This window comes from Psychrobacter sp. FDAARGOS_221, assembly GCF_002313155.2.
In the GTDB taxonomy this organism is placed as follows: Bacteria; Pseudomonadota; Gammaproteobacteria; order Pseudomonadales; family Moraxellaceae; genus Psychrobacter.
Map to the genome: position 1 here is coordinate 2,690,510 of NZ_NWFK02000001.1, position 22,674 is coordinate 2,713,183.

The 22,674-nt window shown below is 43.7% G+C and carries 16 protein-coding genes; 4 read left to right on the plus strand and 12 right to left on the minus strand.

From position 1 onward, the window contains the following. Positions 1-183 precede the first annotated feature (183 nt). Entirely contained in the window at positions 184-2,049 is a 1,866-nt protein-coding gene (locus A6J60_RS11320; protein WP_096066086.1) for an AmpG family muropeptide MFS transporter, read from the plus strand. Positions 2,050-2,146: 97 nt separating this feature from the next. Beyond that, complete coding sequence (gene prmC / locus A6J60_RS11325) at positions 2,147-3,064, plus strand: peptide chain release factor N(5)-glutamine methyltransferase (protein WP_096066087.1); 918 nt, start codon at positions 2,147-2,149, stop codon at positions 3,062-3,064. A 362-nt stretch (positions 3,065-3,426) separates the two neighbouring features. Here prmC and rlmKL read toward each other — a convergent pair whose 3' ends face one another. From rlmKL to trmB, 9 genes are all read right to left on the minus strand, one after another. Next, positions 3,427-5,907, minus strand: coding sequence for a bifunctional 23S rRNA (guanine(2069)-N(7))-methyltransferase RlmK/23S rRNA (guanine(2445)-N(2))-methyltransferase RlmL (gene rlmKL / locus A6J60_RS11330; RefSeq protein ID WP_096066088.1), 2,481 nt, complete (start codon positions 5,905-5,907; stop codon positions 3,427-3,429). 70 nt (positions 5,908-5,977) lie between these two features. Beyond that, positions 5,978-7,147, minus strand: coding sequence for a mechanosensitive ion channel family protein (locus tag A6J60_RS11335; protein ID WP_096066089.1), 1,170 nt, complete (start codon positions 7,145-7,147; stop codon positions 5,978-5,980). Positions 7,148-7,626: 479 nt separating this feature from the next. Beyond that, positions 7,627-9,225, minus strand: a complete 1,599-nt coding sequence (locus A6J60_RS11340; RefSeq protein ID WP_096066090.1) for a dihydrolipoyl dehydrogenase — start codon at positions 9,223-9,225, stop codon at positions 7,627-7,629. Positions 9,226-9,294: 69 nt separating this feature from the next. Continuing rightward, the gene (locus A6J60_RS11345; protein ID WP_096066091.1) at positions 9,295-9,789 is read right to left on the minus strand and encodes a peroxiredoxin; all 495 of its coding nucleotides are present in this window, start codon (positions 9,787-9,789) and stop codon (positions 9,295-9,297) included. A 325-nt stretch (positions 9,790-10,114) separates the two neighbouring features. Further along, positions 10,115-10,459 (minus strand): hypothetical protein, encoded by a 345-nt coding sequence (locus A6J60_RS11350; RefSeq protein WP_096066092.1) that lies wholly within the window; start codon positions 10,457-10,459, stop codon positions 10,115-10,117. Positions 10,460-10,766: 307 nt separating this feature from the next. Continuing rightward, entirely contained in the window at positions 10,767-11,522 is a 756-nt protein-coding gene (gene queC / locus A6J60_RS11355) for a 7-cyano-7-deazaguanine synthase QueC (protein WP_096066572.1), read from the minus strand. 142 nt (positions 11,523-11,664) lie between these two features. Continuing rightward, positions 11,665-12,435, minus strand: a complete 771-nt coding sequence (locus tag A6J60_RS11360; RefSeq protein WP_227526197.1) for a DODA-type extradiol aromatic ring-opening family dioxygenase — start codon at positions 12,433-12,435, stop codon at positions 11,665-11,667. Positions 12,436-12,718: 283 nt separating this feature from the next. Next, the gene (rlmH, locus tag A6J60_RS11365) at positions 12,719-13,207 is read right to left on the minus strand and encodes a 23S rRNA (pseudouridine(1915)-N(3))-methyltransferase RlmH (protein WP_096066094.1); all 489 of its coding nucleotides are present in this window, start codon (positions 13,205-13,207) and stop codon (positions 12,719-12,721) included. Between the two features lie 905 nt (positions 13,208-14,112). Beyond that, a complete protein-coding gene (trmB, locus tag A6J60_RS11370; RefSeq protein WP_264755599.1) occupies positions 14,113-14,811 on the minus strand; it encodes a tRNA (guanosine(46)-N7)-methyltransferase TrmB in 699 nt (232 codons plus the stop codon). A gap of 309 nt (positions 14,812-15,120) precedes the next feature. Here trmB and A6J60_RS11375 point away from each other — a divergent pair, with 309 nt between their 5' ends. Further along, the gene (locus A6J60_RS11375; protein WP_096066096.1) at positions 15,121-16,110 is read left to right on the plus strand and encodes a DUF2628 domain-containing protein; all 990 of its coding nucleotides are present in this window, start codon (positions 15,121-15,123) and stop codon (positions 16,108-16,110) included. A 235-nt stretch (positions 16,111-16,345) separates the two neighbouring features. Here the strand turns inward: A6J60_RS11375 and A6J60_RS11380 are convergent, their stop codons facing one another. Next, a complete protein-coding gene (locus A6J60_RS11380) occupies positions 16,346-18,199 on the minus strand; it encodes a monovalent cation:proton antiporter-2 (CPA2) family protein (protein WP_096066097.1) in 1,854 nt (617 codons plus the stop codon). 58 nt (positions 18,200-18,257) lie between these two features. Further along, positions 18,258-18,965, minus strand: a complete 708-nt coding sequence (locus tag A6J60_RS11385; protein ID WP_096066098.1) for a hypothetical protein — start codon at positions 18,963-18,965, stop codon at positions 18,258-18,260. Positions 18,966-19,431: 466 nt separating this feature from the next. On the opposite strand from A6J60_RS11385, the gene der reads away from it, so the two are divergent. Next, a complete protein-coding gene (gene der, locus A6J60_RS11390) occupies positions 19,432-20,856 on the plus strand; it encodes a ribosome biogenesis GTPase Der (protein WP_096066099.1) in 1,425 nt (474 codons plus the stop codon). A gap of 123 nt (positions 20,857-20,979) precedes the next feature. On the opposite strand, the gene A6J60_RS11395 is transcribed toward der, so the two are convergent. Further along, on the minus strand, positions 20,980-22,122 hold the full coding sequence (locus A6J60_RS11395; RefSeq protein ID WP_227526198.1) for a D-alanyl-D-alanine carboxypeptidase family protein: 1,143 nt from the start codon (positions 22,120-22,122) through the stop codon (positions 20,980-20,982). Positions 22,123-22,674 lie beyond the last annotated feature (552 nt).

Sequence of the window (22,674 nt, forward strand, 5' to 3'; positions counted from 1 at the left end):
TACCGTTATTCATCCTGTTTTCTCCAGTTGTAACTTGTGTTGTGTGCGCTGGCGGATGAGTCACTATTTGAGCAATGGCAATTGACGATGGTATTTACGGCAGCTAAATTTGTGATATGGCTAGTCAAGCCTATCATTCTCAAGTAACATAGCATTTTTAGTTTTTATTGCGAAAGGTTTCTTATGTCCACCACCCATCAAGCCGACACAAGCGCAACCGGCCCTGCAAAGAAGTCATGGTCTGAGGCGGCCAAAGCCTATTTGGACGCCCGTGTAATCATTATGCTGTTTTTAGGGTTTTCAGCCGGTATTCCGATTTTGCTGATTTTCTCTAGCTTGTCATTATGGTTACGTGAGGCTGGGATTGATCGTAGCGTGGTCACCATGTTCAGTTGGGCCGCTTTAGGATATTCGTTTAAGTTTATCTGGGCGCCTTTAATTGATGCGCTACCGGTTCCGTTTTTGACCAAATGGTTGGGTCGACGTCGTGGTTGGATGGTGGTGTCACAGCTGCTGATTATTTTGGCTATCTTTCTTATGGCCAGTGTGAATCCGATTAATGAACACGTACTGGTATATATGGCAGCCGCTGCGGTGTTGCTGGGCTTCTCTTCAGCGACACAAGACATTGTCATTGACGCCTATCGCATTGAGTTAGCGCCGCCAGCGATGCAGTCGATTTTATCGTCTATCTATGTATCTGGTTATCGTATCGGTATGATTGTGGCCGGTGCAGGGGCATTGTATTTAGCCGATTATTTTGGTTCTAATGAAACCTTATACAGTTATGAAGCGTGGCGTAATACCTATTATATTATGGCAGCGGTGATGACCTTAGGGCTATTAACCACGTTTGCCAGTTATGAGCCCACTGCTGAAACCTTGCAGATGAAAAAGCAGCAGTTAAATTTAAAAATATTTTTATCCTATTCAGGCTTGCTGTTAGTACCTGGGCTGTTATTTGGTATCGTTTATCTGATTAACATGCTGTATAACAAGCTTAGTGATACCTCACAAATGCTGGTGCCAATCGCTGCTATGCCAGGCATTAAGCTGTATTTTATGGTGCTTATTGGCTGTGCGCCGCTGCTGTTATTATTCTTTATTATTAACCAATCAAAAATCGTCAACAAAGCGCCATTGGTTGCAGAAACCCGTAATGATTATGTACGCCTCGTGTTATTGTTCGTCGGCGCGGTCGTCGCCTTTATTAGTGGTTATGTGCTACTGGGCAAAGTATTGCCTGACGTTGAAGGCGCATTTGTCAGCTTTATCAATGAAACCTTGCACTTAATGGCCAGCTTGGCGGTTGCCATGGGTGTCGGCTATGGTCTGGTTCAGATTGGACTGGTGCGCAAAGAAGTGGCGATGGCCACTTGGATTGACCCGGTATTAGATTTCTTCCGTCGTTATGGCAAAAAAGCGTTATTGCTACTGGCGTTAATTGGCTTGTACCGTATTTCAGATATTGTGGCTGGGGTTATCTCCAACGTGTTCTATCAAGACATGGGCTTTAGCAAAACTGACATTGCGAACGCTGTAAAACTAGTTGGTGTCATCATGAGTATTGTCGGCGGCTTCTTAGGCGGCTTGCTGGCACAGCGTTTCCGTATTATGCAGGCGATGATGGTTGGCGCTTTGCTAGCTGGTGCTACCAACCTGTTATTTGTGCTATTAACCTATCATCCAGGCAGCTTGCCAGTAATGTATATGGCAGTCATCTTTGACAACTTAGCAGCAGGCTTAGCCAGTGCGGTGTTTATTGCCTTCTTATCTGCGTTAACCTCTATTCGCTTTACTGCGGTGCAGTATGCCATTTTCTCATCGCTCATGACGTTATTGCCTAAAGTGTTGGGCGGTTATTCAGGCTCTATCGTTGATAACATGGGCTATCCGTTCTTCTTTATATTTACCTTCGCTATTGGCTTGCCGATTTTGCTGTTGATTTATATTGTTGATAAGAAGATTGTCATTGGTGAAAATGATGATCCAGTCGCCGAGCTGACAGAAGAGGGCGGTCAGTCATCGAACAATCAGTCTAAAAACTAGTTAAAAAGTTAGTTTAATAGCCAACTAATCAAATAAACAGCTAGGCAACTAAACAGCTTAAAGACCAAGCAATTAAAGATTAAGGTATGTCCACGCTATGGGTAGCAAGCATCTCGCAGTCAATCAAATTAAGCGTCATAACGTTGATGACCTGCCAGCGCACTGGGTCAGCGATTGGCTGTTGTTTGTGCTGCAAAAGCCCGCTTCATTTTTGATTAGTGATGGTGATTATGTATTAACCGACGCTGAGCAAGCCCAGTTTGATGCTGGCATTGCCAAGATGCGCTCTGGCACACCGCTGGCCTATCTGACTGGTAATCAAGCGTTTTGGTCGCTACAGTTTGAGGTCAATGAGTATACCTTGATACCCAGACCCGATACTGAGGTTTTGGTTGAGCAAGTGCTGGCATGGATTGATAGTTGTTCAGCGTTAAATGCAAAATCCACTGTAGCGATAAATCAATCAGAACCCTTACTGGTGAAGCGTTTATTAGACTTGGGCACAGGCTCAGGTTGTATTGCCATTAGTCTGGCGCATGAGCTGCAATCTTTAGCGTCTAAAAAATATGATCAATGGCAGATCACAGCGATTGATTATTCTCAGCCTGCGCTAGAGGTTGCCCAGAGCAATGCGGCTTTAAACAAGGTCAATAATATTGAGTTTATCCAAAGTGATTGGTTTAGCGCCTTAGATGCCATGGAGCCGCCGCTAAGTTTTGAAGTTATCGTTTCCAACCCGCCTTATATCGTTGATAATGATGAGCACCTAGATAAGCTGAAAGCTGAGCCATTATCAGCTTTGGTTGCACCTGATAATGGGCTGGCTGATATCAAACAAATAGCCGAGCAGGCGAGAGGCTATTTGACTAATGGCGGTCTGCTAGCGGTTGAGCATGGTTATGACCAAGGTGAGGCAGTGACTCAAATCTTTACTGATTTTGGCTACTCTGAGGTTAGAACCATTAAAGATTATGGTGGTAATGATAGGGTAACGCTGGGGGTTTATAATAATTAAATTCATAAACTATGAGAGTAGAGTATGAGACTTAATATAAATTCAATGCTATGTGGCCTATTAATATCGATATCAATGCTTAATGGGTGTACAACGCCACAACCACTACTAAAAACGCATCTACAAGACGGTGAAAAGTATAACTATTTTAAAAATAGTTCTGATAACAGTACTTATTCTAATGAGAGTAAGGCGAATACTTTAGATATATATAGAGAAAATAGAGGCAAACCTGAATCAAATTATCCTGAATGGTATCCTAAAGATCGTCATTCATAGCAGTCGCTTTGAACATTGAATAAATAACTAAAAAGCCCCGCTAACTTAAGGTTAACGGGGCTTTTTTTGAATCATACCGGCCATTACAGCTTATGACGAATCTCAAAGCTGCGATGAATGGGCTTTTTGATATTAAAGTCAAAGCCAATGGTTTCATTGGTAATCTCAGTCACCTCATAACGATCATAGAGTGCTTCATCTAACTCAAACTTAGTAAAGTTATTAGAGAAGTAAATCACCCCGCCATTGGCTAATCGATTCATAGCACGATTGATTAGCGCCGTGTGGTCACGCTGAACATCGAAGGTGCCTTGAAACTTTTTCGAGTTAGAAAAGGTTGGCGGGTCAATAAAGATCACATCAAACTGATCGGTATTGTCCTTAATCCAATCAAAGATATCGGAGGCGATAAATTGATATTTGCTGCTGGTGACATCAAGACCATTTAGCGCAAAGTTTTGTTTACCCCAGTCGAGATAGTTTTGAGACAAATCGACACTGGTCACTGACTTGGCACCGCCTAATGCCGCATGCACACTGGCGGTACAAGTATAGGCAAACAGGTTCAATACATCGGCACCACGGCTGGCCGCACGAATCATGCCACGCATATTACGGTGATCAATAAACAAACCGGTATCTAAGTAATCAGTAAAGTTAACATAGAAGTACGCGCCGTCTTCTTGTACCACATGCAGCTTGCGCTTTTTCTTCGCCTCGTCACGAGCCGCTTGTTTTTTGGCTTCTTCACGCGCTTGCTGGAACTTATTGCCTTTATAACGATAGCGGTTGTCTTTATTCGGCACGTGCTTATCGTCTTTTTTATTATCCGCTTCAGACTTACTGCCGTCTGGGTTACCGTATTGAGTATTACCTACTTGACGTGCACGGGTTTTGATAAACACTTGCTCACGGTCAATGCCGAATACTTCACGGATACCCATTAGAGCTAAATTAAAGCGTTTGCGCGCCGTTTCTGGTGGAATGGTCTTTGGCGGTGCCCATTCTTGAACGTGCACATAGTCGCCATAGACATCAATAGCAACTTTATAATCAGGGAGATCAGCATCATAGACGCGCAAGTTGGTCACATCTTCTTTGGCAGCCAACTTTTTTAGATGCGCCACATTCTTTTGTAGACGATTGACAAAGTCTTGAGCTTCATCGACTTCAATCTGTCTACGCTCAAAGCGGTCTATCAGGGTCTCGTTTTCTTTCGGCAATAATTGACCATGACGGAAATAAACCGTTATGGCACCGTTATGACAACGCAGAGTTTGCGGATCATCCAATGGCAGCACATCTGCTTGCTCAACGTGAGCCGCTAATAGGCCTAACACCGGCTGGTATTTTTGTTTGGCAAAAATTTGCTGTAAGGTCAAACCTAAGCCTTGATATAACGGCTTGATAAAGTCCACATCACCCAAGCGCTCACCATAAGGCGGGTTGGTGATAATCAGTGGACGCTTAAGCTTGCGATCTTGCAGCGGTTTGGCCAATGCAATGTTAAGCTGTGAGACAGGGCGCTGCTCTAAAGTCAGCTGTGGTATCAGCTCGATAAGACCGGCCGCAATCAAGTTTTTATGAGTCGCTTTAATAGCACCAGCATCGGCATCAAAGCCAAGTATAGTTGGCAGCTTGCCAGAAATGGCTTTTTCTAAGCCACTATGAAATCGCTGCTGAGCTTCATTGACACACTGCTGCCATAATTCAGAGTCATGCTCATGCCAGTGATAAAAGCCAAACTGTGATTCTGATTTATCAATACCAACCGCATAATCACAGCGCATCAATAAGGCTTCAATAATAAAGGTACCTGAGCCACACATAGGGTCGATTAAGGCACTGTAGCTGTTTTTAGTTTTGTGCCAACCCACGCTATATAGCAGACCTGCCGCCAAGTTTTCTTTTAGTGGCGCTTCTGTCATGGCAACACGGTAACCACGGCGATGCAAGCTGGTACCAGATAGGTCTAAGAAGATCTCGGCTTGCTTGTCGTTAACCGTGGCATAAATAGAAAAGTCAGGGTTGTTGCTGTCTACATCCGGGCGGCTGTCATACTTAGCACTAAAGGTATCAGCGATGGCATCTTTGATACGTAGCATCGCAAATTGCTGACTGACCGATACCCGTTTGTCGACACTCATGCGAATCGCAAAGGTGTTATCTAAGCCAAACCATTGAGTCCAGTCGACAGTGGTTGCTAGTCCATTGAGCTGCTCAGCGACATCATAGTCTTTATTGATATTGCGCTTTTTAATGGGCAATAACACGCGAGAAGCCACACGTGACCACAAGCAGATTTGATAGATTTGTGCCAAGTTGGCAGTCACCGCTAAGCGGCCGGTGCTCTTAATGTCACTGTGGATATTCATGTGACTTAATTCGGTTTGCAGCGGTGCTTCTAAGCCATCAGCGCAAGTGACGATAATATCAAATAGCTTTGATGGATCACTGTTAACAGGTTGGGTGTTATCTGATGCGGTGTTTTGAGTATTTAGCGGATTGTCTTGTGCCGTATCGACAGAGTTTTCAGCTAGAGGGGTATTTTCGGGGGTGGACATAGTGTGCCTTTACATAGTGTGTTGCTTATAGCCGATGATTTTAACATACTCAGGCAGCCGGATTGTGAAATTAATCTTTTTGCTGGCGAGTGGTAATTTCAAACGGTTTGGTATCGATGGGATAATCGACGTCTTTTGGCATTAAGATGCGCATATGAGGATAGGGGATAGGGATGTCCGCTGCTTGTAGTTGATTTTTGATACCCTCATGCAATGCCTCTTTAATGCGCGGAATACGAGCCACTGCTGACGGGGTCACCCAAAAGCGGACGATGAATACACAGCCAAAGTCACTGATGTGATCTATGGTGGCCGAGGGCTCAGGGCGCTTTAAGATATTATCCATCTCATCAATGACTTGTAGGATAACCTGACGGGCGGCTTCGATATCGGCTTCTAGTGCAATACGGGCGCGGATGTCAAAACGAATAAAGTTCTTTGAGGTAATGTTAATCACCTCAGAAGATGCCACAGTGGAGTTCGGAATAATAACGGTGATATTGTCACGGGTTAGAATGTGCGTGGTGCGCAGTGAAATTAAGATGACACGGCCTTCTCTGTCATCAAGCGCAATCCAGTCGCCCACTTGAAACGATTGCTCAAGCAAAATAGTAATACCAGAAATAAAGTTGGCAATGGTAGATTGCGCCGCGAAACCCACTGCCAAACCGACAATACCCAGGCCGGCAACCAGTGAGACGATATCAAAGCCAAATTGGGCCATAACACTGGCAAGGCCGAGTACCACAATCAGGACGGAGAATACGTTTTTGAGCAGTTGCTCAATAGAAGCGTTTAATCCGTAATGCTTTAAGATACGGCTGATGACATGCTCAGAGGAGGTCCAGAGTACAAAGTAAATACCTGCCCAAATACTGGCTTTAGCTGTGGCTTTTACAGTACCCGAGTCAATACTGGTCTGACTCATGACAGCAATAATACAGCTGACAACCCAAATATAACGCAGTGCAGAGCGCACAATGCCGATACGCTTCTCGGTCAGTTTTAGCCGCTCTTGATTGTGCTTAATGATGTAAGTAAACAGCCAGTATAAAAAGCCTAATATGGCCAGCAAGATAACAATCTTAATGGCGACACTGGCCAGCTCTGCACCGCGTGACGCCCAGTCACGGGTTTCTTCCTCAAGGCTACCGCCAATGGCTAAGTACAAGCTCGTATATAGGTCATGCACAATTTGCTGAAAAAATGCGCTAATTTGTGAGCCAGTTTCTTTTGCCATTGAGTGGAGTTCCTATTCCTTTATTGAACGATATCGCTTGTGAACGACCAAGCCGTTGATTTATCACCATTTTAGACTGGTTTGACTATCGATTTAAACTGCTGTGGCTATCGATGGTAGGCGTCATTCGCTGCGACAGTGTTTTCTTATTTTAGCAGCCATTTGAGTTACTGGCTAATTATTACTGATAGCCCTGTAAACAGTAATCGATTGGGAGTGGAATAGTGAGGTTGGGATGACGAGAAGTGAACTGAACTGAACTGAGCTGAGCTGAGCTGAGCTGAGTTGAACTAATAAGATAGATAGTCGACAAGTTAATTAGATAAAAAACTAACTAACTGAATAACTAACGAACAAATGGTAACTGCTACTGGCCTAGTGAGACCAGTAGCAGCGGGTATCGTGTGATATGGCGTATAGCATGATTGAGTTAAACATTGATTAGCTTACTAGAAATTAGCTTTCTAGAGTGCAACAAGTTATGACTTTAACTTGCTTCTAGTGCGACGCAGCGCTGTACGAAGACCCTCTAAGATAGTTGGGTGATAGTAAGGGCTGGCTAACATGTCATCAAGCGTCAAGGCATTTGTAATCGCAAGACCTAAAATATGCGCAATATACTCAGCATCCGGTCCGACCATGCAGGCACCCAAAATTACACCTGTCTCAGCGTGGGCGTAGATGTTTAATACACCACAGTTGACACCCATGACTCGGCTACGGCCTTGGTTATCAAAGCTAACTTGACCTGTTACAAAAGGCGTATTGGCCGCTTCTAGCTGAGGAAGGGTCTGACCGACACTGGCAATTTGTGGCTCAGAGAATACCACTGCCAATGGTGTGGCTGGCTTGCCTTCATACGGTTTGCCCGTATCTGCCACTGACTTATCGGCATGGATATTGTTGTTGATGTCATCATTAATGCTGTCATCGCACAGCATCTCTGCGCCACAGTCACCGCTGGCCTTAATGGCTTGCACACTGTTAGCAGCAGTGCCCGATTCAGGCGCAGCGCCTATGCTGTTCTTTTCCTGTTCGATCAGCTTTTTAATATGCTGACCTGCGTGATAGCCCTCATTACTGGCCACATGCATTAATGGCATGCGTGTATTGGCATCGCCAACGATATACAGGTTAGTATTGGCAGCTTGACCGGTTACCGGGTCTAGATTAAGCGGACGGTTTCGAGCATCGAGCTCAACACCCACATTTTCGATATGCATTTTATGCAGTGTGTTGCGACGACCGATAGCCAGCAGCACATACTCACCTTGCCAAGTTTTTTGTTCACCATTGGCATCGGTATAGTGCAGTAGCGCTTGCTTGTCTTGAGCTGAGTCAGTTTGTGCCACATCTGTGATGGTCGATGCCAGTTCAGTTTTTAGATCTCCAAGCACACAATCGAGGGCAACTTGGTTAACCTCAGGGTCTTGAATACCGCCAATACGATCACTGCGGTTGAACAAAGTGACATCCACGCCTAAGCGATGCAACGCCAATGAAAACTCTAACCCCATGGCACCGGCACCAATCACGGCGACAGATTTGGGCAGATCAGGGATTTCAAACACATTGTCTGAGTTTAATAAGCGATCGCCCAGCTTTTCAGTCCAGCCTTCAGGCGCATAGGGTGCTGAGCCGGTGCCAACAATGATGTGCTTGGCTTGTACGATTTCACCGGCAGCAGCGATATAGCCTTCTGGAGTGAAGGTGGCATGACCATGAATTTTCTGATCATCACGCCAGTTTTCGACGCTGTTTTGTAAAAATCCAGCAAAGCGATTACGCTCAGTTTGTACCCGCTGCATCACTTGCTTGCCATTAATAATTGGGCTACCTTCGATACCAAACTCGTCTGAGTCGTTGGCATAGTGCGCGCGCTCAGCAGCAGCAATCAGTAATTTACTTGGCATACAGCCAACCGTGGCACAAGTAGTGGTCCAGAAGCCATCATTGATGACAACCACACTGTCGGTGGCTTTAGTCACTTGATGATAGGCGTTATGACCGGCTGTGCCAGCACCAATAATTGCCACATCAACCATGCGTGTCGGCTTAGATGCATTAGGGGTACTCATGGATATTTACTCCAAAACAATCAGTGAATAGGGGATATGATTCATTAAGTTGGCGTCAATTAGCCAAACCTAAGCCAAGGTTTCAAGCAGTCTGTCAGCATAACCTTTGGCACGTAAGTTACGCTGTGCATGAGTGAGTTTGCCGGTTTTATCAAACACAAAGGTTGAGCGCACTAAGCCCAATGTCTTTTTGCCATACATGTTCTTTTCTTTGATGACATCAAAATGTTGACATAGCGCTTCATCGGCATCACTGATCAGTGGGATTAATAGATCATGCTTATCGATAAACTTTTTGTGCGACTCGACACTATCTCTAGACACGCCGATAATGTCATAACCTAATGCAGTAAACTCATTCAATTTAGCAGTAAAATCAGTGGCTTGTGTGGTACAGCCTGGCGTGTTGTCACGTGGATAAAAGTATAAGATCAGTCCTCGACCACTATTTTTGACATAGTCAGCTAAGCTAACATCAGTAACGCTGATGTCCTCAGATTGTTTTTGTACCAAAGGCAGTTTGAATTCAGGTAGTTGGATGTTCTCGTCAGTTGGTTTTGCCATGAGCTTGTCCTTTTATATTGTGAATTATTGATTGTTTAGTTTATAGGTTTTTTAGTGGGTTCTAAATTTTTAATAATGTTCAATCATAAATGATTAGTATCATTTAATAAAAAGCGCTACAAATTTAACAGGGGTTGTTAATGTAAGCTGTAAATAATGCTATAAAAAAAGGCTGACAATTGCCAGCCTAATTTAGTATTACTTGGGTGTCTATACGTAATCATTACTTAATAATCTGCTGTCAAATAAACAGCTTTTAATTAAATAAGCATTTCACTCCTTATATAAGCAATTTATATAAGGAGTGTTGATTAAGGTTTTATTATTACTTAGGTTGTTGAGGTTTGTTCAACTTCAGACCTGAGGCACACTGTTTCATCTGTGAGTTAATACGCTTAGCAGATGCTAGTGTTGATGGATCTTTACCACTTTGAGCGTAGCTTTCGATTTCCCATACTTCGCCCTGTGTCATCTTGCTTTGGACATTAACTGTGCAGTTACACAGTTTAGTGGCTGTGCTTTTATCAGCAACTTTATAGTCAACGGTGCTTTTAACACACTGATTGATCATTTCTTGTTTGATATCTAGTGCTTGCGCTGGGCTCATGAACATCATCGCTGAGGTTGCACCAGCAAATAAAGGTAAAAGCGTTTTTTTCATAAAAGTCATAAAAGAGCATCCTTTGGAGGAAAGTTAACTTGCAAACGCTAACTCATAAAATAAGTAGCTTAAGTAGCTATAGCTAAGTACTTGTAAACGTTGCGTATACTTATAAACGTCAAGTAAAAGGCGTTTGCGTCGTAAATTGATGTTTAAGTGATATAAATTAGTGGCAACAAATAACAATAATCAGTTATCTGCTACCACTTAACTCGTATATTTGGCTTTATACCATACCAAGTCATTGCTCGGATTCATATTGAGTTTTGCTATTAAGTTGCAAAGGGATGTTGCGCTTTAGTTACAAACGGTATAACTAGGCATAGCGCGTTGGGTCTTCGATACCAGCATCTTTAAAGCCACGTTTGCGTAGGGTGCAGCTGTCACAGATACCGCAGGCAAGGCCATTGCTGTCGGCTTTATAGCAAGAAATGGTTTGTGAATAATCAACGCCCAAAGAATGGCCCAGCTGAATGGTTTGTGCTTTTGACAAGGTCTGAAGCGGCGTTTGGATATGTAGCTTATGTCCGGTGACCCCAGCTTTGGTCGCTAAGTTGGCCATCACTTCAAAGGCTTCGATATATTCAGGGCGACAGTCTGGATAGCCCGAATAATCAACTGAGCTGACGCCAATGACGATATGATTTGAATCAGTAACTTCTGCCACTGCCAGTGCATACGATAAAAAGATTGTATTGCGTGCTGGTACATAAGTGTTTGGAATCGCATCATTATCAATGGTATCGGTATGGGTTGGGAATTTGTCAGCATCACCGTCAGGTACTGTCATATCATGATCAGTTAACGATGAGCCGCCCAATTGCGCAATATCGATATCGATAATTTTATGATCGACGCCAGCTTGAGCCGCAATGTTTTTGGCAGCGACTAACTCGCTGTTATGGCGCTGACCATAGTTAAAGCTGACGGCGGTTACTTTGGCATAACGGTCTTTTGCCCAGTATAAGCAGGTGACTGAATCGAGTCCGCCTGAAAGTAGAACGACCGCATTTTGATTGGCATTGCTGGCCGTATTGCTGTTTGCAGAAGAGGAAGTTTGGTTATGGGTCATCATAAGTGGCTCATATGTAGGTATTAGTAGTAAAGGAAATTCAGGAACAGAAAAATAATCAGCTAAAATAAAACCGACTATTTTAACAAAGTCGGGTCAATAAAAGGTTAGCAATTGGTTACAAGTATCGACCTTACAGCCGCTAATCAAAACGATAAATATCCATGCCCAGACTGTGATGCGCCATGCTTTCATGAATCACAGATACACGTTGGCCACAGCCAAGCGCAAAAAATAAAGGCAATAAGTGCTCAGCAGTAGGGTGCACCTTTTCGACGTTATCAAAATCTTGCCATTCTAAAGCAGCAGGAATGTCAGTTTTTAATTTATTGAGCAGCCACAGTTTAAACGCCTTAGCTTGCGCATCTTCACTGCTGGCATCCCAGTGAAGTGCCGCTAGATTGTGGGTAATGCTGCCTGAACCGATAACCAGAATTTGTTCTTGACGCAGCTGTTCGAATAAAGCGCCCAATTGATAGCAGGCATAGGCATCATAATGCTTGGGTAGCGACAGCTGTACGATGGGTACATCCGCTTCTGGATACAAATGAAGCAGTGGCACCCACACCCCGTGATCTAAAGGACGTAAAGGGTTAAGACTGTTATTAATGCCCATTTTGTTGAGTTGAATTGAAAGCCATTCGGCCAACTCTGGATGCCCATTAGCTGGATACTCCAAGCGATTAAGCTGAGGGCTAAAGCCTGAAAAGTCATGCCAAGTTTGCGGGGCAGGGTTACTGGCAATCTCTAGGGTTTGAGTGACCCAATGTGCCGACATAATGACGATGGCTTTAGGTCGAGGCAGATTTTGACCAGTACGTGCTAAGGCATTGGTGGTCGTATTTTTTTCAAGCGCAAAGCTTGGCGCACCATGTGAAATAAATAACGCCGGCAAAGTAGCCAGCGCTTGCATGGAGCGGACGCGTTGCTTACGGGTCTGATTAGACGTCACCGGCTCAAAACTGGTGAGCGGGGTCACTGAATTGGGGGCATTTAAGCGTGAGCCCTGTGCGCTATTTTTATGTGTCATGAGCTAATCATGGGGTCGGGGCGTTAAGTTTTAAAGTTTCGATGTTATCAGGCGCTATCAATTGCTATCCGTATTGAACAAGGCCACCAGTTAACAAATGCATCGGCTAACAAAGTTAATCGTTCAGAAAAATTAATCGCTTAGCAAGTGAAGGCCAGCAGGTGAATTAATTGCCTCGATGATACGGATGATTGTTATTAATACTCATTGCCCGGTATAACTGCTCCATTAATACCACGCGCACCAACGGATGCGGCATGGTTAACGGTGACAATGACCACTTAAAGTCTGCTGCCGCCAACACTTCAGGCGATACGCCATCAGCGCCACCAATCACTAATGCCACATCATCACCCATTTGCATTGCATCACTGAGTTTGTCCGCCAATTGTTCGGTTGACAGCATTTTACCCTTGACATCGAGTACCCACAGCTTCTCACGCGCATTGCTTTGATGAGTGGCCAAAATGGTTTTACCTTCTTGCTCACGATATTGCGCTAAGTTAGCCTCGGAAGGATTTTTGGCACGTTTGGCGGCAGGCAGGTCGACCATATCTGTACTCAACATTGGCTGGATACGTTTGTGATATTCATCAAAGCCAGTGTTGACCCATTTTGGCATTTTGCCGCCGACACTTAAGATACGTAATTTCATGATAATTACTCTGGTTGCTTCATTAGATGATTAATGTATTAGGTGAGTGCTTTATTAACTGATTGATTCATTTATTATTTCATCCGTTTATTAACGGATAGCTAGCTAATAATGGCGCTGGGTAGATGTTTATTTTAATAAATTAAGTTTTCTTGATAGATGTCGAACTAATGCTGCTGTTTTAAAGTTTTGAGCGCTTTGATTACCGCTATTGATTAGGCTGTGCGAACAGTGTGACAACCCTAGGTTTAGATTAAAAATAACAAATAAGTTAGATAACTATAAACCTATAAAGTCAAGACTTTAGCGCTCAATTTTTTGACTTATCCACAGTTAAAATCAGACCCAGTAGTCAAGATGTGAAACATTTGTTATGTCAAATAAAAAACATTGAAAATAATTGAATGACTGGGTCATTGAAAGCTGAATGGTTGTAAATTGTTGATTTTATTAATAAAAATAATTGTATAAAAAATGAACAATTTTATTCAAAGCCCTATGTTATCTAGGGTATAACTTGTCAAGTAGGGGTTTATCCACAGAGTTATCCACAGGTAATGGGGAAAACTCTGCACGCCCTTATCTGTTGTGCCTTTGCAACTGATGGCGTATGTCATAAAAATTTAAAACTCATGTGCTAGACACAGCAGTCTGAGCAAAAAAACATAAAAAAATATCAGTTTACAGATAAAAAGATAAAATAAATGGCGCTAATCATAAACATGTTTCACGATGATGACAGCGCCAATTTCTAATAAGCAGGGCTTGTTTTATGACAAAAATAGCTTAAATTATTAGAACTTAAGCGAATAATGGCATAACCACAGCCATATTCGCTCCATATCACTTGCGGATGCGTTAGCTATCCTAAGCAATCAATTTTAAAAGCGATGAAACTAAGACGATTAACTGTCTTTAGTATAAATTAAATCCCAAACGCCATGACCCCGATCTAAGCCACGTTTTTCAAACTTAGTCATTGGGCGAAAATCAGGGCGCGGTGTGAAATTACCCTTGCCAGCGCTATTGCTTAAGCCCTCAAAGTTATCTAAGACATCAAGCATCCAAAATGCATAATGCTCCCAGTCGGTTGCGGCATGGAACCAACCGCCTGTTTTTAACACACGAGTTACGATTTTCATGCGCTCAGGACTGACGAAGCGGCGTTTGTAATGACGCTTTTTTTGCCAAGGATCAGGGAAGTATAGCTGGATACGGTCGATATGATTCTCTGGCAGCTGCTGCATTAAGCGAATCGCATCACCGTTTAGGATTTTGATATTGGTTAAGCCTTCATCAGCAGCCATCACCGCACATTTGCCAATACCGGGCTCATGTACTTCGATACCGACGAAGTTGCGACTAGGATCTGCTTTGGCCATTTCAATCAGTGAGCCGCCCATACCAAAGCCAATTTCAAAGGTTAGTGGTGCATCTGGGCCATTCGGAGTTTCATTGGTATCAGCAAATAAGTCACGCAAGCTGGTAATGCCATCAATAATGCCTTGGCCTTTTTCATCTGCGCTGTTAACGATGTAGCGAGTGAATCTTGGATCAACCAATGCTTGCTCTGCTTGCTTACTGACATGGGTGCGGCGCTTCATAAAGGTATTAATAAAGCGTGGGAACTGAGGCTTTTTCTCTGATTTTTGCTCAGCATTTTCTGGGGTGGTATGTTGCTCGATTTGCTCGTTTTGCTCATCAGTTGGGTTATGATGGGTGTTGTCACTCATAGGATGCTATCACTTATATTAACGGTTCATTTAAGGGGTGGGTATTGTTAACTTTTGGCGTTATAACCTTTGCGACTAACAATTTGTTACCCAGACCCTAAAAAAAGGCATGATTTTGACGTATTATAACGTATATTTGTGCTAAACATTATCTTTGCTATGTGAGAGGCCTTAGCGTCCATGTTATTCATTGAAGAGACCTCGCCGCCGCCATTTTATCAACATCAGCTGAGCGCTGAGCAGCGCACGCAGCTGGATAAATGGTTTATCGGTCATCGTTCACAGGCGTATTACTTAAAGCGTTTTGCTCAGTTTGATGAGCAAGGCTACCTGTCTGCTAAATGGAACTGGGCTGCTTTTGTGGCCACTTTTGGTTGGCTGTTATATCGTAAGCGTTATCTGGACTGTATTGTTTATACCATAGCAGGATGGTCGTTTATTCAGCTCAACGTGGCCATCATTCTGGTTGCCTTTGAATTTTTATTTATGTCCATGGTGCCCGATGCGCTGCAGATGCTGACCCGATTTGTGATTGCCGGTTTGATTTGGTTATTTTGGTCAGTGATGGTGGCACGCTGGTCGGATGCTTATTATTACCGCATGGCGCGGCGTGAGATTGCCGATGCCCTTGCTGACTATCCTCAGCAGCCAGAAAAACAAAAAGCACATTTGCAAAAAGAGGGCGGCGTCAGCATTGTTGGTCTTGCTGCAGCATTTGGATTATTTACCTTTTTATTAATGGTCATTTACCGCCAGTTCTTACCTTTATATGCCAATCCGATCGAAAAAAGTATTATCCAAGACAGCTTTAGCCTCACTCGGATTGCTACTAGTCGGGTAGAGGGCTTGTATCAGCAGCAAGGGGCATGTCCGGTAGGCGCGACATTAGACAGTTTAGGGTTAGATAGCGTGGAGCTTGATACTGGAGGACTAGGCACTGCAGGCACTCATCTAGACATGCAAGTGGTTGAACGAACAGAGGCGCTGGGTAATAAGCAAAGCAGCTGTGTTCTCATCACACGTATCCAAGCGATTCCATTTCCTAATCGTAACTTAAACGATCAGACTTTTATCATGTACCGTCCTATTGAAACAGAGCAGCAGTCGCAATGGCAGTGCGTGACTTCATTAAATAACAAACAAAAACCAGTGACCTGCCAAGGTGACTAGTGACAGGTAATAGGTAATTGGTTAGATGCGATTAGTAGGAAAGCAAAATATTAAGTTAAAAAATATCCAGTCCGCTATTTAATCTAATCAACCACATAAGTAGCAGATTGAATTAATAGAAGACTGGATAATTTAAAAAGAAGCGATAATTTAAATAAAAAATTGGATGTATAAACCAATGCCTGGCTATTGGTTTAAACGAGTTGTTTAAACAGGACACATTATGAAGGGCCCATTACGAAGAATGTGACTTGTGAATACCCACCGCGGTTTCAATCTCATCTAAGTCTAGCTTTTTGCCCTCATCATGGTCAGAATCAAATAGGCTCTCAAGCTCTTGTAAAGAAGACTGCACCGACTCAATAAGCTTAGCCTCATCTTCATAAATAGCCTGCTGCTGGTTAAGTAGCTCGTCATCATGGTCACGGAATGCAGTGATGGTATCACGTGCCTTTTCAGGTGACATACCCAGTAGCTCGAGTGATTCACGTGACATGTCCAGCGAGCTTAAATAAGTCTCACGCCAAATATGAGTGATACCCACCTCGCGTAACTGATAAAAGTGATTGCGGTTACGTGCACGCGCCAGAATTTTAAGATGCGGATAATTGTTGTGTAAATAGCGCGCAGTGGCAATGGAGCGCTCAACATCATCCATAGCAATGATAAATACCCGTGCTTTTTCAATGCCAGCAGTACGTAGGATCTGTGGGTTTTGCGGATTACCATAATATACTTGGTTACCAAATTTACGCACGAAGTCGACCTGGTTGGCTGAGTTTTCAATAGCGGTAAATTCGATATTATGCATGCGTAAAACGCGACCAATAATCTGACCGACACGGCCAAAGCCTGCGATAATCACCGGATGTTCATGATCTGGGATGCTGTCATATTCACGGTCTGGCTGACGTTTGGCAAATCTTGGCTCCCCCAGCTTCTCTAGCAATACAAAGCCGATAGGGGTCAGCGCCATAGAGATGGTAACAATTAGGTTTAATAAGCTGGCATATTCTGGACGCAGCACGTTTTGGTTGGCCGCTGTGCCGAATAGTACGAATGCAAACTCACCACCTTGAGCCAACGTGACACCAAGACGGATACTGGTCGGCAGACGGTTGCCCAATAAGCGAGCAATGACACTGACCACTGAGAACTTGATAATCATCAATAGCACCGCAGCGCCAACGATGAATAGCGGATGCTCCATAATCAGCTTCACGTCGGTCAGCATACCCACCGACATAAAGAATAGACCTAACAATAGACCCTTAAAAGGCTCAATACTGGCTTCAAGCTCGTGGCGGTATTCAGAGTCAGCCAATAGTACACCGGTTAAGAAAGCGCCCAGTGCCATCGACAGTCCAATTTGTCCCATCAGAATAGACACACCCATCACAATAAACAAGGCAACTGCGGTTAATAGCTCAGTGGCGCCGCTTTGTGCCACAAACTTAAAGAAGGGGCGTACCACATAGCGGCTGACTAAGAACAGCCCGCCGAATACAGCAACCACTTTGGCAAAGTAGATTAGATCATAGGTTTGCTGACGTACCCCAGACAAAAACGGAATTGCTGCTAATAAAGGAATGACTGCAATATCTTGGAATAATAAAATAGTAAAGGCTTCACGACCATGGGTACTGGTCAGCTGTTCTTTTTCAGTTAATACTTGTAGCACAAAAGCAGTAGAGGACAGTGCCAGACCAAAGCCGACGATAAAGGCGGTATCGAGCTTTAAGCTGGTAAATTGATACAGCAGACCCATTAATAATAATCCGGTCACCCCAACCTGCAAGCCACCGAACACGAAGATGGAGTGACGTAGTGCCCAAAGTCGTGATGGCTGCAACTCAAGTCCGATGACGAATAATAGCATCACCACACCAAACTCAGAAAAATGCATTAAGCTTTCCGCATCACCGGCAACATCGAACACACTTGGGCCAAGCAATAAGCCTGTAATCAGATAGCCCAGTACGGTCGAGATATGTAGCCGTTTACCCAAAGGCACCAACAGTAATGCGGCGCCTAAAAAGATAGTGGCTTGTAACATTAGGCCAGGTTGAAGGAAGGAAGCTGCAAGCATGTAGGGTTCTTATGAATGTGTTCGTTGCGTGATGGGGCTGCTCAAACTTAGGGGAAACTTATTTTTTTTTGTACACTTTCCATACGCCGTTGTCTGCCAACGGATTGGTATAAGCATCATTGCGACGCTTGCGCGGCTTTTGACGACTGTCTACAATTTTGAAGTCAGGCAAGGCATGAACAATCAATCCGGTGCGATAAAAACGCAAGCGTTCAGGCTCTAGCATTTCACCTTTGTGGTCGCGGCAAAAGACATAAGCACGTAGGTCAATAAACTCACGATGAGCCACTAGGCGGGCACTCTCATCTTGAGCGAATACTTTCTCTAAGCGTTGGTATTCGTCATCACTAAATTCACCGCATTTACTGATTAAGGCGCCGACTGAGCCAAAATTTTTTGATTCTTTGGCGCGAGTTTTGGTCAGATGTAACCGCTGTACCTGAAACACAAATTGTGGAATCTCTAGGCTGGCAGGTAGTGGCAGATTTTCAGGTGGCAAATAAGCCGCAGGATAAAATTTAAGCGCTCTATCAATCAGCGGTTGCCAACGCTCATGATAGGCAGCTACTTCATCATGATTGCCTTGATAGATAGGTAAGTCTCTAATTTGACTTAAAATATCAGGTGGGAACTGATCATCACGAAAGGCAGCAATGTCTGCTTGCAGTGTTGAGAGCAGTTCTTTGGCGTGTTTTTTGCCCTCAGATGACTGTGGATCTTGAATAATATCTTCCGGGGCGACAAAAGGAGCAGAGCGTCTAGACATAATTGAGGTAGGTTCATTATTAAGAGGGTTAAAACCATGTTATCATAACCAGGTAATCTATCTGTAAACTGTCGTAAATTGTATGACGGGGTTTGGCTTGGCATAAAATCAAACCCTAATTTACAGTGCGATGCTAACCCTTTATGTTGTTAACGGTGACTTTATTGACTGTTTTTATCGTAAAATCATTATTGTCGACTATTGTAGCGATTATTGTAGAAAGTCACTGAACATAACTCAACTTTATTTTAAGTGAAAGCGCCGCTTATTTAATATCTTATTGATTCTTGTTGATTATAAGAATGATTGATTGTAAGCAGGCAGCGTATGACACCCTAACTTAAGGTCAGATAGATTTTCACCCAGTTTACCGAGCACACTATTCATTAATTAATTCAAGTACCCTGATTTAAGCTATTTATTTAGAAATCATTTTATTCTTGACAGATCAAGAGAGATAAACAAGATGTCCATAAAACCTGTCGTTGCCTTAGTTGGCCGCCCAAATGTGGGTAAATCGACAATATTTAACCAAATGACCAAGTCACGTCAAGCGTTAGTCGCTGACTTATCGGGCTTAACCCGAGACAGACAGTATGGTGATGCCACATATAACAACAAATCCTTTGTCGTCATTGACACCGGTGGTATTGGTGAGGCTGATGATGGCCGAGGCAGTATCGATGACTATATGTCTGCGCAATCACATACCGCTATTCACGAAGCAGACATTATTGTGTTTGTGGTCGATGCACGCGCCGGCATGATTGGCGCTGATGCTGAAATTGCCAAAATGCTACACAGCCTTGGTAAGCCAGTGTACTTGGTTGCCAATAAGATTGATGGTGTACATGATGCGGCGCCAGCTGAGTTCTATGCCTTAGGCTTAGGTGAGCCTTATCCGATGACCGCCAGTCATGGTCGCGGCGTGGGTAACCTGCTCGAAGATTTAACCGCGGATATGCCAGAAGACGTCGAAGAAGAAGTGCAAGACGGTTTACGCTTGGCTGTGATTGGCCGCCCCAATGTCGGTAAATCTACCCTAGTGAACCGTATGCTTGGTGAAGATAGGGTTGTGGTCTATGACATGCCTGGTACTACTCGTGACAGTATCTATATTCCTTATGAGCGCAACGGTAAGAACTATGTATTAATCGATACCGCAGGCGTACGCCGCCGTGGTCGTATCGGTGAAAAGGTTGAGAAGTTCTCAGTCATTAAGGCGCTACAAGCGATTAAAGATGCACACGTGGTTATCGCTGTGATTGATGCGCAAGAAGGCATTGTCGATCAAGACTTACACATGCTGGGCTATGCGTTAGATGCTGGCCGCGCTATGGTAGTTGCCATTAATAAGTGGGATGGACTACACGAAGATCAAAAAGAGATGGTGCGCATCGAGCTCGATCGCCGCTTTAACTTCATTCCTTATGTCAAAGTGCATTTCATTTCTGCGCTGCATGGCACCAATGTCGGTAATTTATACCCGTCGATTCATAGAGCCTATGAGTCTTCGATGTTTAAGGTATCGACCAGCCGCTTAACTCAGATCTTAGAAGATGCGGTCGCCGCCAACCCACCGCCTATGTCTGGTGGCCGCCGTATTAAGCTGCGTTATGCGCATTTGGGTGGTCATAATCCGCCAATCATTGTTATTCACGGTAACCAAACTGGCTCATTACCAAAAAGCTATCAGCGTTACTTAGAAAATGAGTTTCGCAAAGTGTTTAAGCTTGAAGGGACACCATTAAAGGTAGAGTTTAAGTTAAATACCAACCCTTACGCTGGCAGAAAAACACCGTCATCGAAAAAGGTACGTCCTGGGGTGTCAGAAGCCAGAGCGAAACGCCGTAGCATGAAATACAAAAAAGGCTCGCATAAGAAAAAGTAGCCGGACGATGTGACTGTGTTAATGCTTTAACGCTTTCAAATAAGGTTAATAAAAAAGGGGCTATCAATTGATAGCCCCTTTTTCTTAGTCAGATATTGATCTAAACAATTAACCTTTCGCTAATTAGAATAAGTTTTTGACCCATTGTACAACATGCTGCCAAGCACGCTTAAAGATGTTTGCTTTTTCAATCTCTTCTGTAGCAACAATAGGCACAGAAGCGACAGACTTACCGTCAACCAAAGCAATCATACGCCCCACTTCTTGGCCTTTGGCAACAGGTGCTTGAATGTCATCAGAGATATTGATAATGCTGCTGATTTTATTCTTTTGAGTTTTGGCAATTAACACTTTCAATGCTTCGCCAGTCGCTACTTTCACACTGTTTTGTTGACCAAATGCAACCGGTAGGGTATCAACGGCTTGATTGGCCGGTGCGACCACTTGAGTCTCATAGTGGCCAAAGCCCCAGTTGAACAGTTCACGTGACTGGTCGGCACGATCTTGCATGCTCTTGCTGCCCATAATCACAGCAATTAGGCGCATATCGTCACGTAAGCTTGAAGCTGCCATACAGTAACCTGCGGCACTGGTGTGACCTGTTTTTAGACCATCAACGGTTGGGTCAGTACGCAGTAGAGCGTTACGGTTGCCTTGGGTGATGTTGTTAAAAGTAAACTCTTGCTCAGAGTAAAGCTTATAGTAATCACCGCCTTGATTGATGGTTGCACGAGCCAGTGTCGCTAAGTCACGAGCAGATGATCTGTGACCTTCTGCTGGCATGCCGGTGGCATTAACGAAGTTGGTATTGGTCATGCCCAGGCTTTTGGCTTCTTCATTCATCAAGATAGAGAAGGCTTGTTCGCTACCTGCTAGATGTTCTGCCATCGCTTTAGAGGCGTCATTACCTGATTGAATGATGATGCCGCGTAGCATATCAATCACAGAGGCCGTGCTATTAACTGGCACGTACATACAAGACTGACTGCTGCTGCCACGACACCAGGCGTTTTCGCTCATTAAGATCTGGTCGTCTTCTTTTAACTCACCTGATAGCAGCTTTTTTTCAATAATATGGCTGGTCATCATTTTGGTTAATGAAGCCGGTGGTAGCGGTTCATCCGCATTTTTTTCTGCTAATATCACACCGGTATCATAATCCATCAGAATATAAGCTGTGTTATCCATTTCAGGCGGGGTAATGGTGGCTGCCAAAGCAGTGCTTGAGACGAGTAGCGCACCGGTCGTGATGGCAATCGATTTCATGCGAGATAGTGATGAGTTGTTGTGGTTTGGGCGGGTTAAGGCAGGTAGAAGCTTGGTTGCAAAAGCAGTCATATTTAAGACACCATTGATAGTTTGGTCATAGTGAGGTTCAAATGTCGCTTATTACTAATAATCGCTGATGGCCAGTTGCTAATAATATGAGTCACTAAATACAGCCACGCTTAAGGTGATACTCAGTGGCATGTGACTTGCTTGGCTGGGGAACGTTACTTAAGTTGACGAGCATAGGATGACGATATTAGCAGGCTACATTTGAAATCATCTAAATTAGGGCTAAAGTTCATTATGTGTCAGGTTGTACATATACATAACAGGGGTTTGATACGTTTAGTTTAACGCTATAGATACCAAACGAAGCTGTATATTATCAAATTGTGCAAACAGGTGAAACAAGTAATTCAGCTTTACCATCAAAACTTATGGTTTCTAACCACTTAGACAACAATTTAGCCAATAGGGTAGTGACTGTTATTGCTAAAAAAACCAATCTGTTGTTAACCGCACAACACTAACTGCAGAAACAAAAAAAGT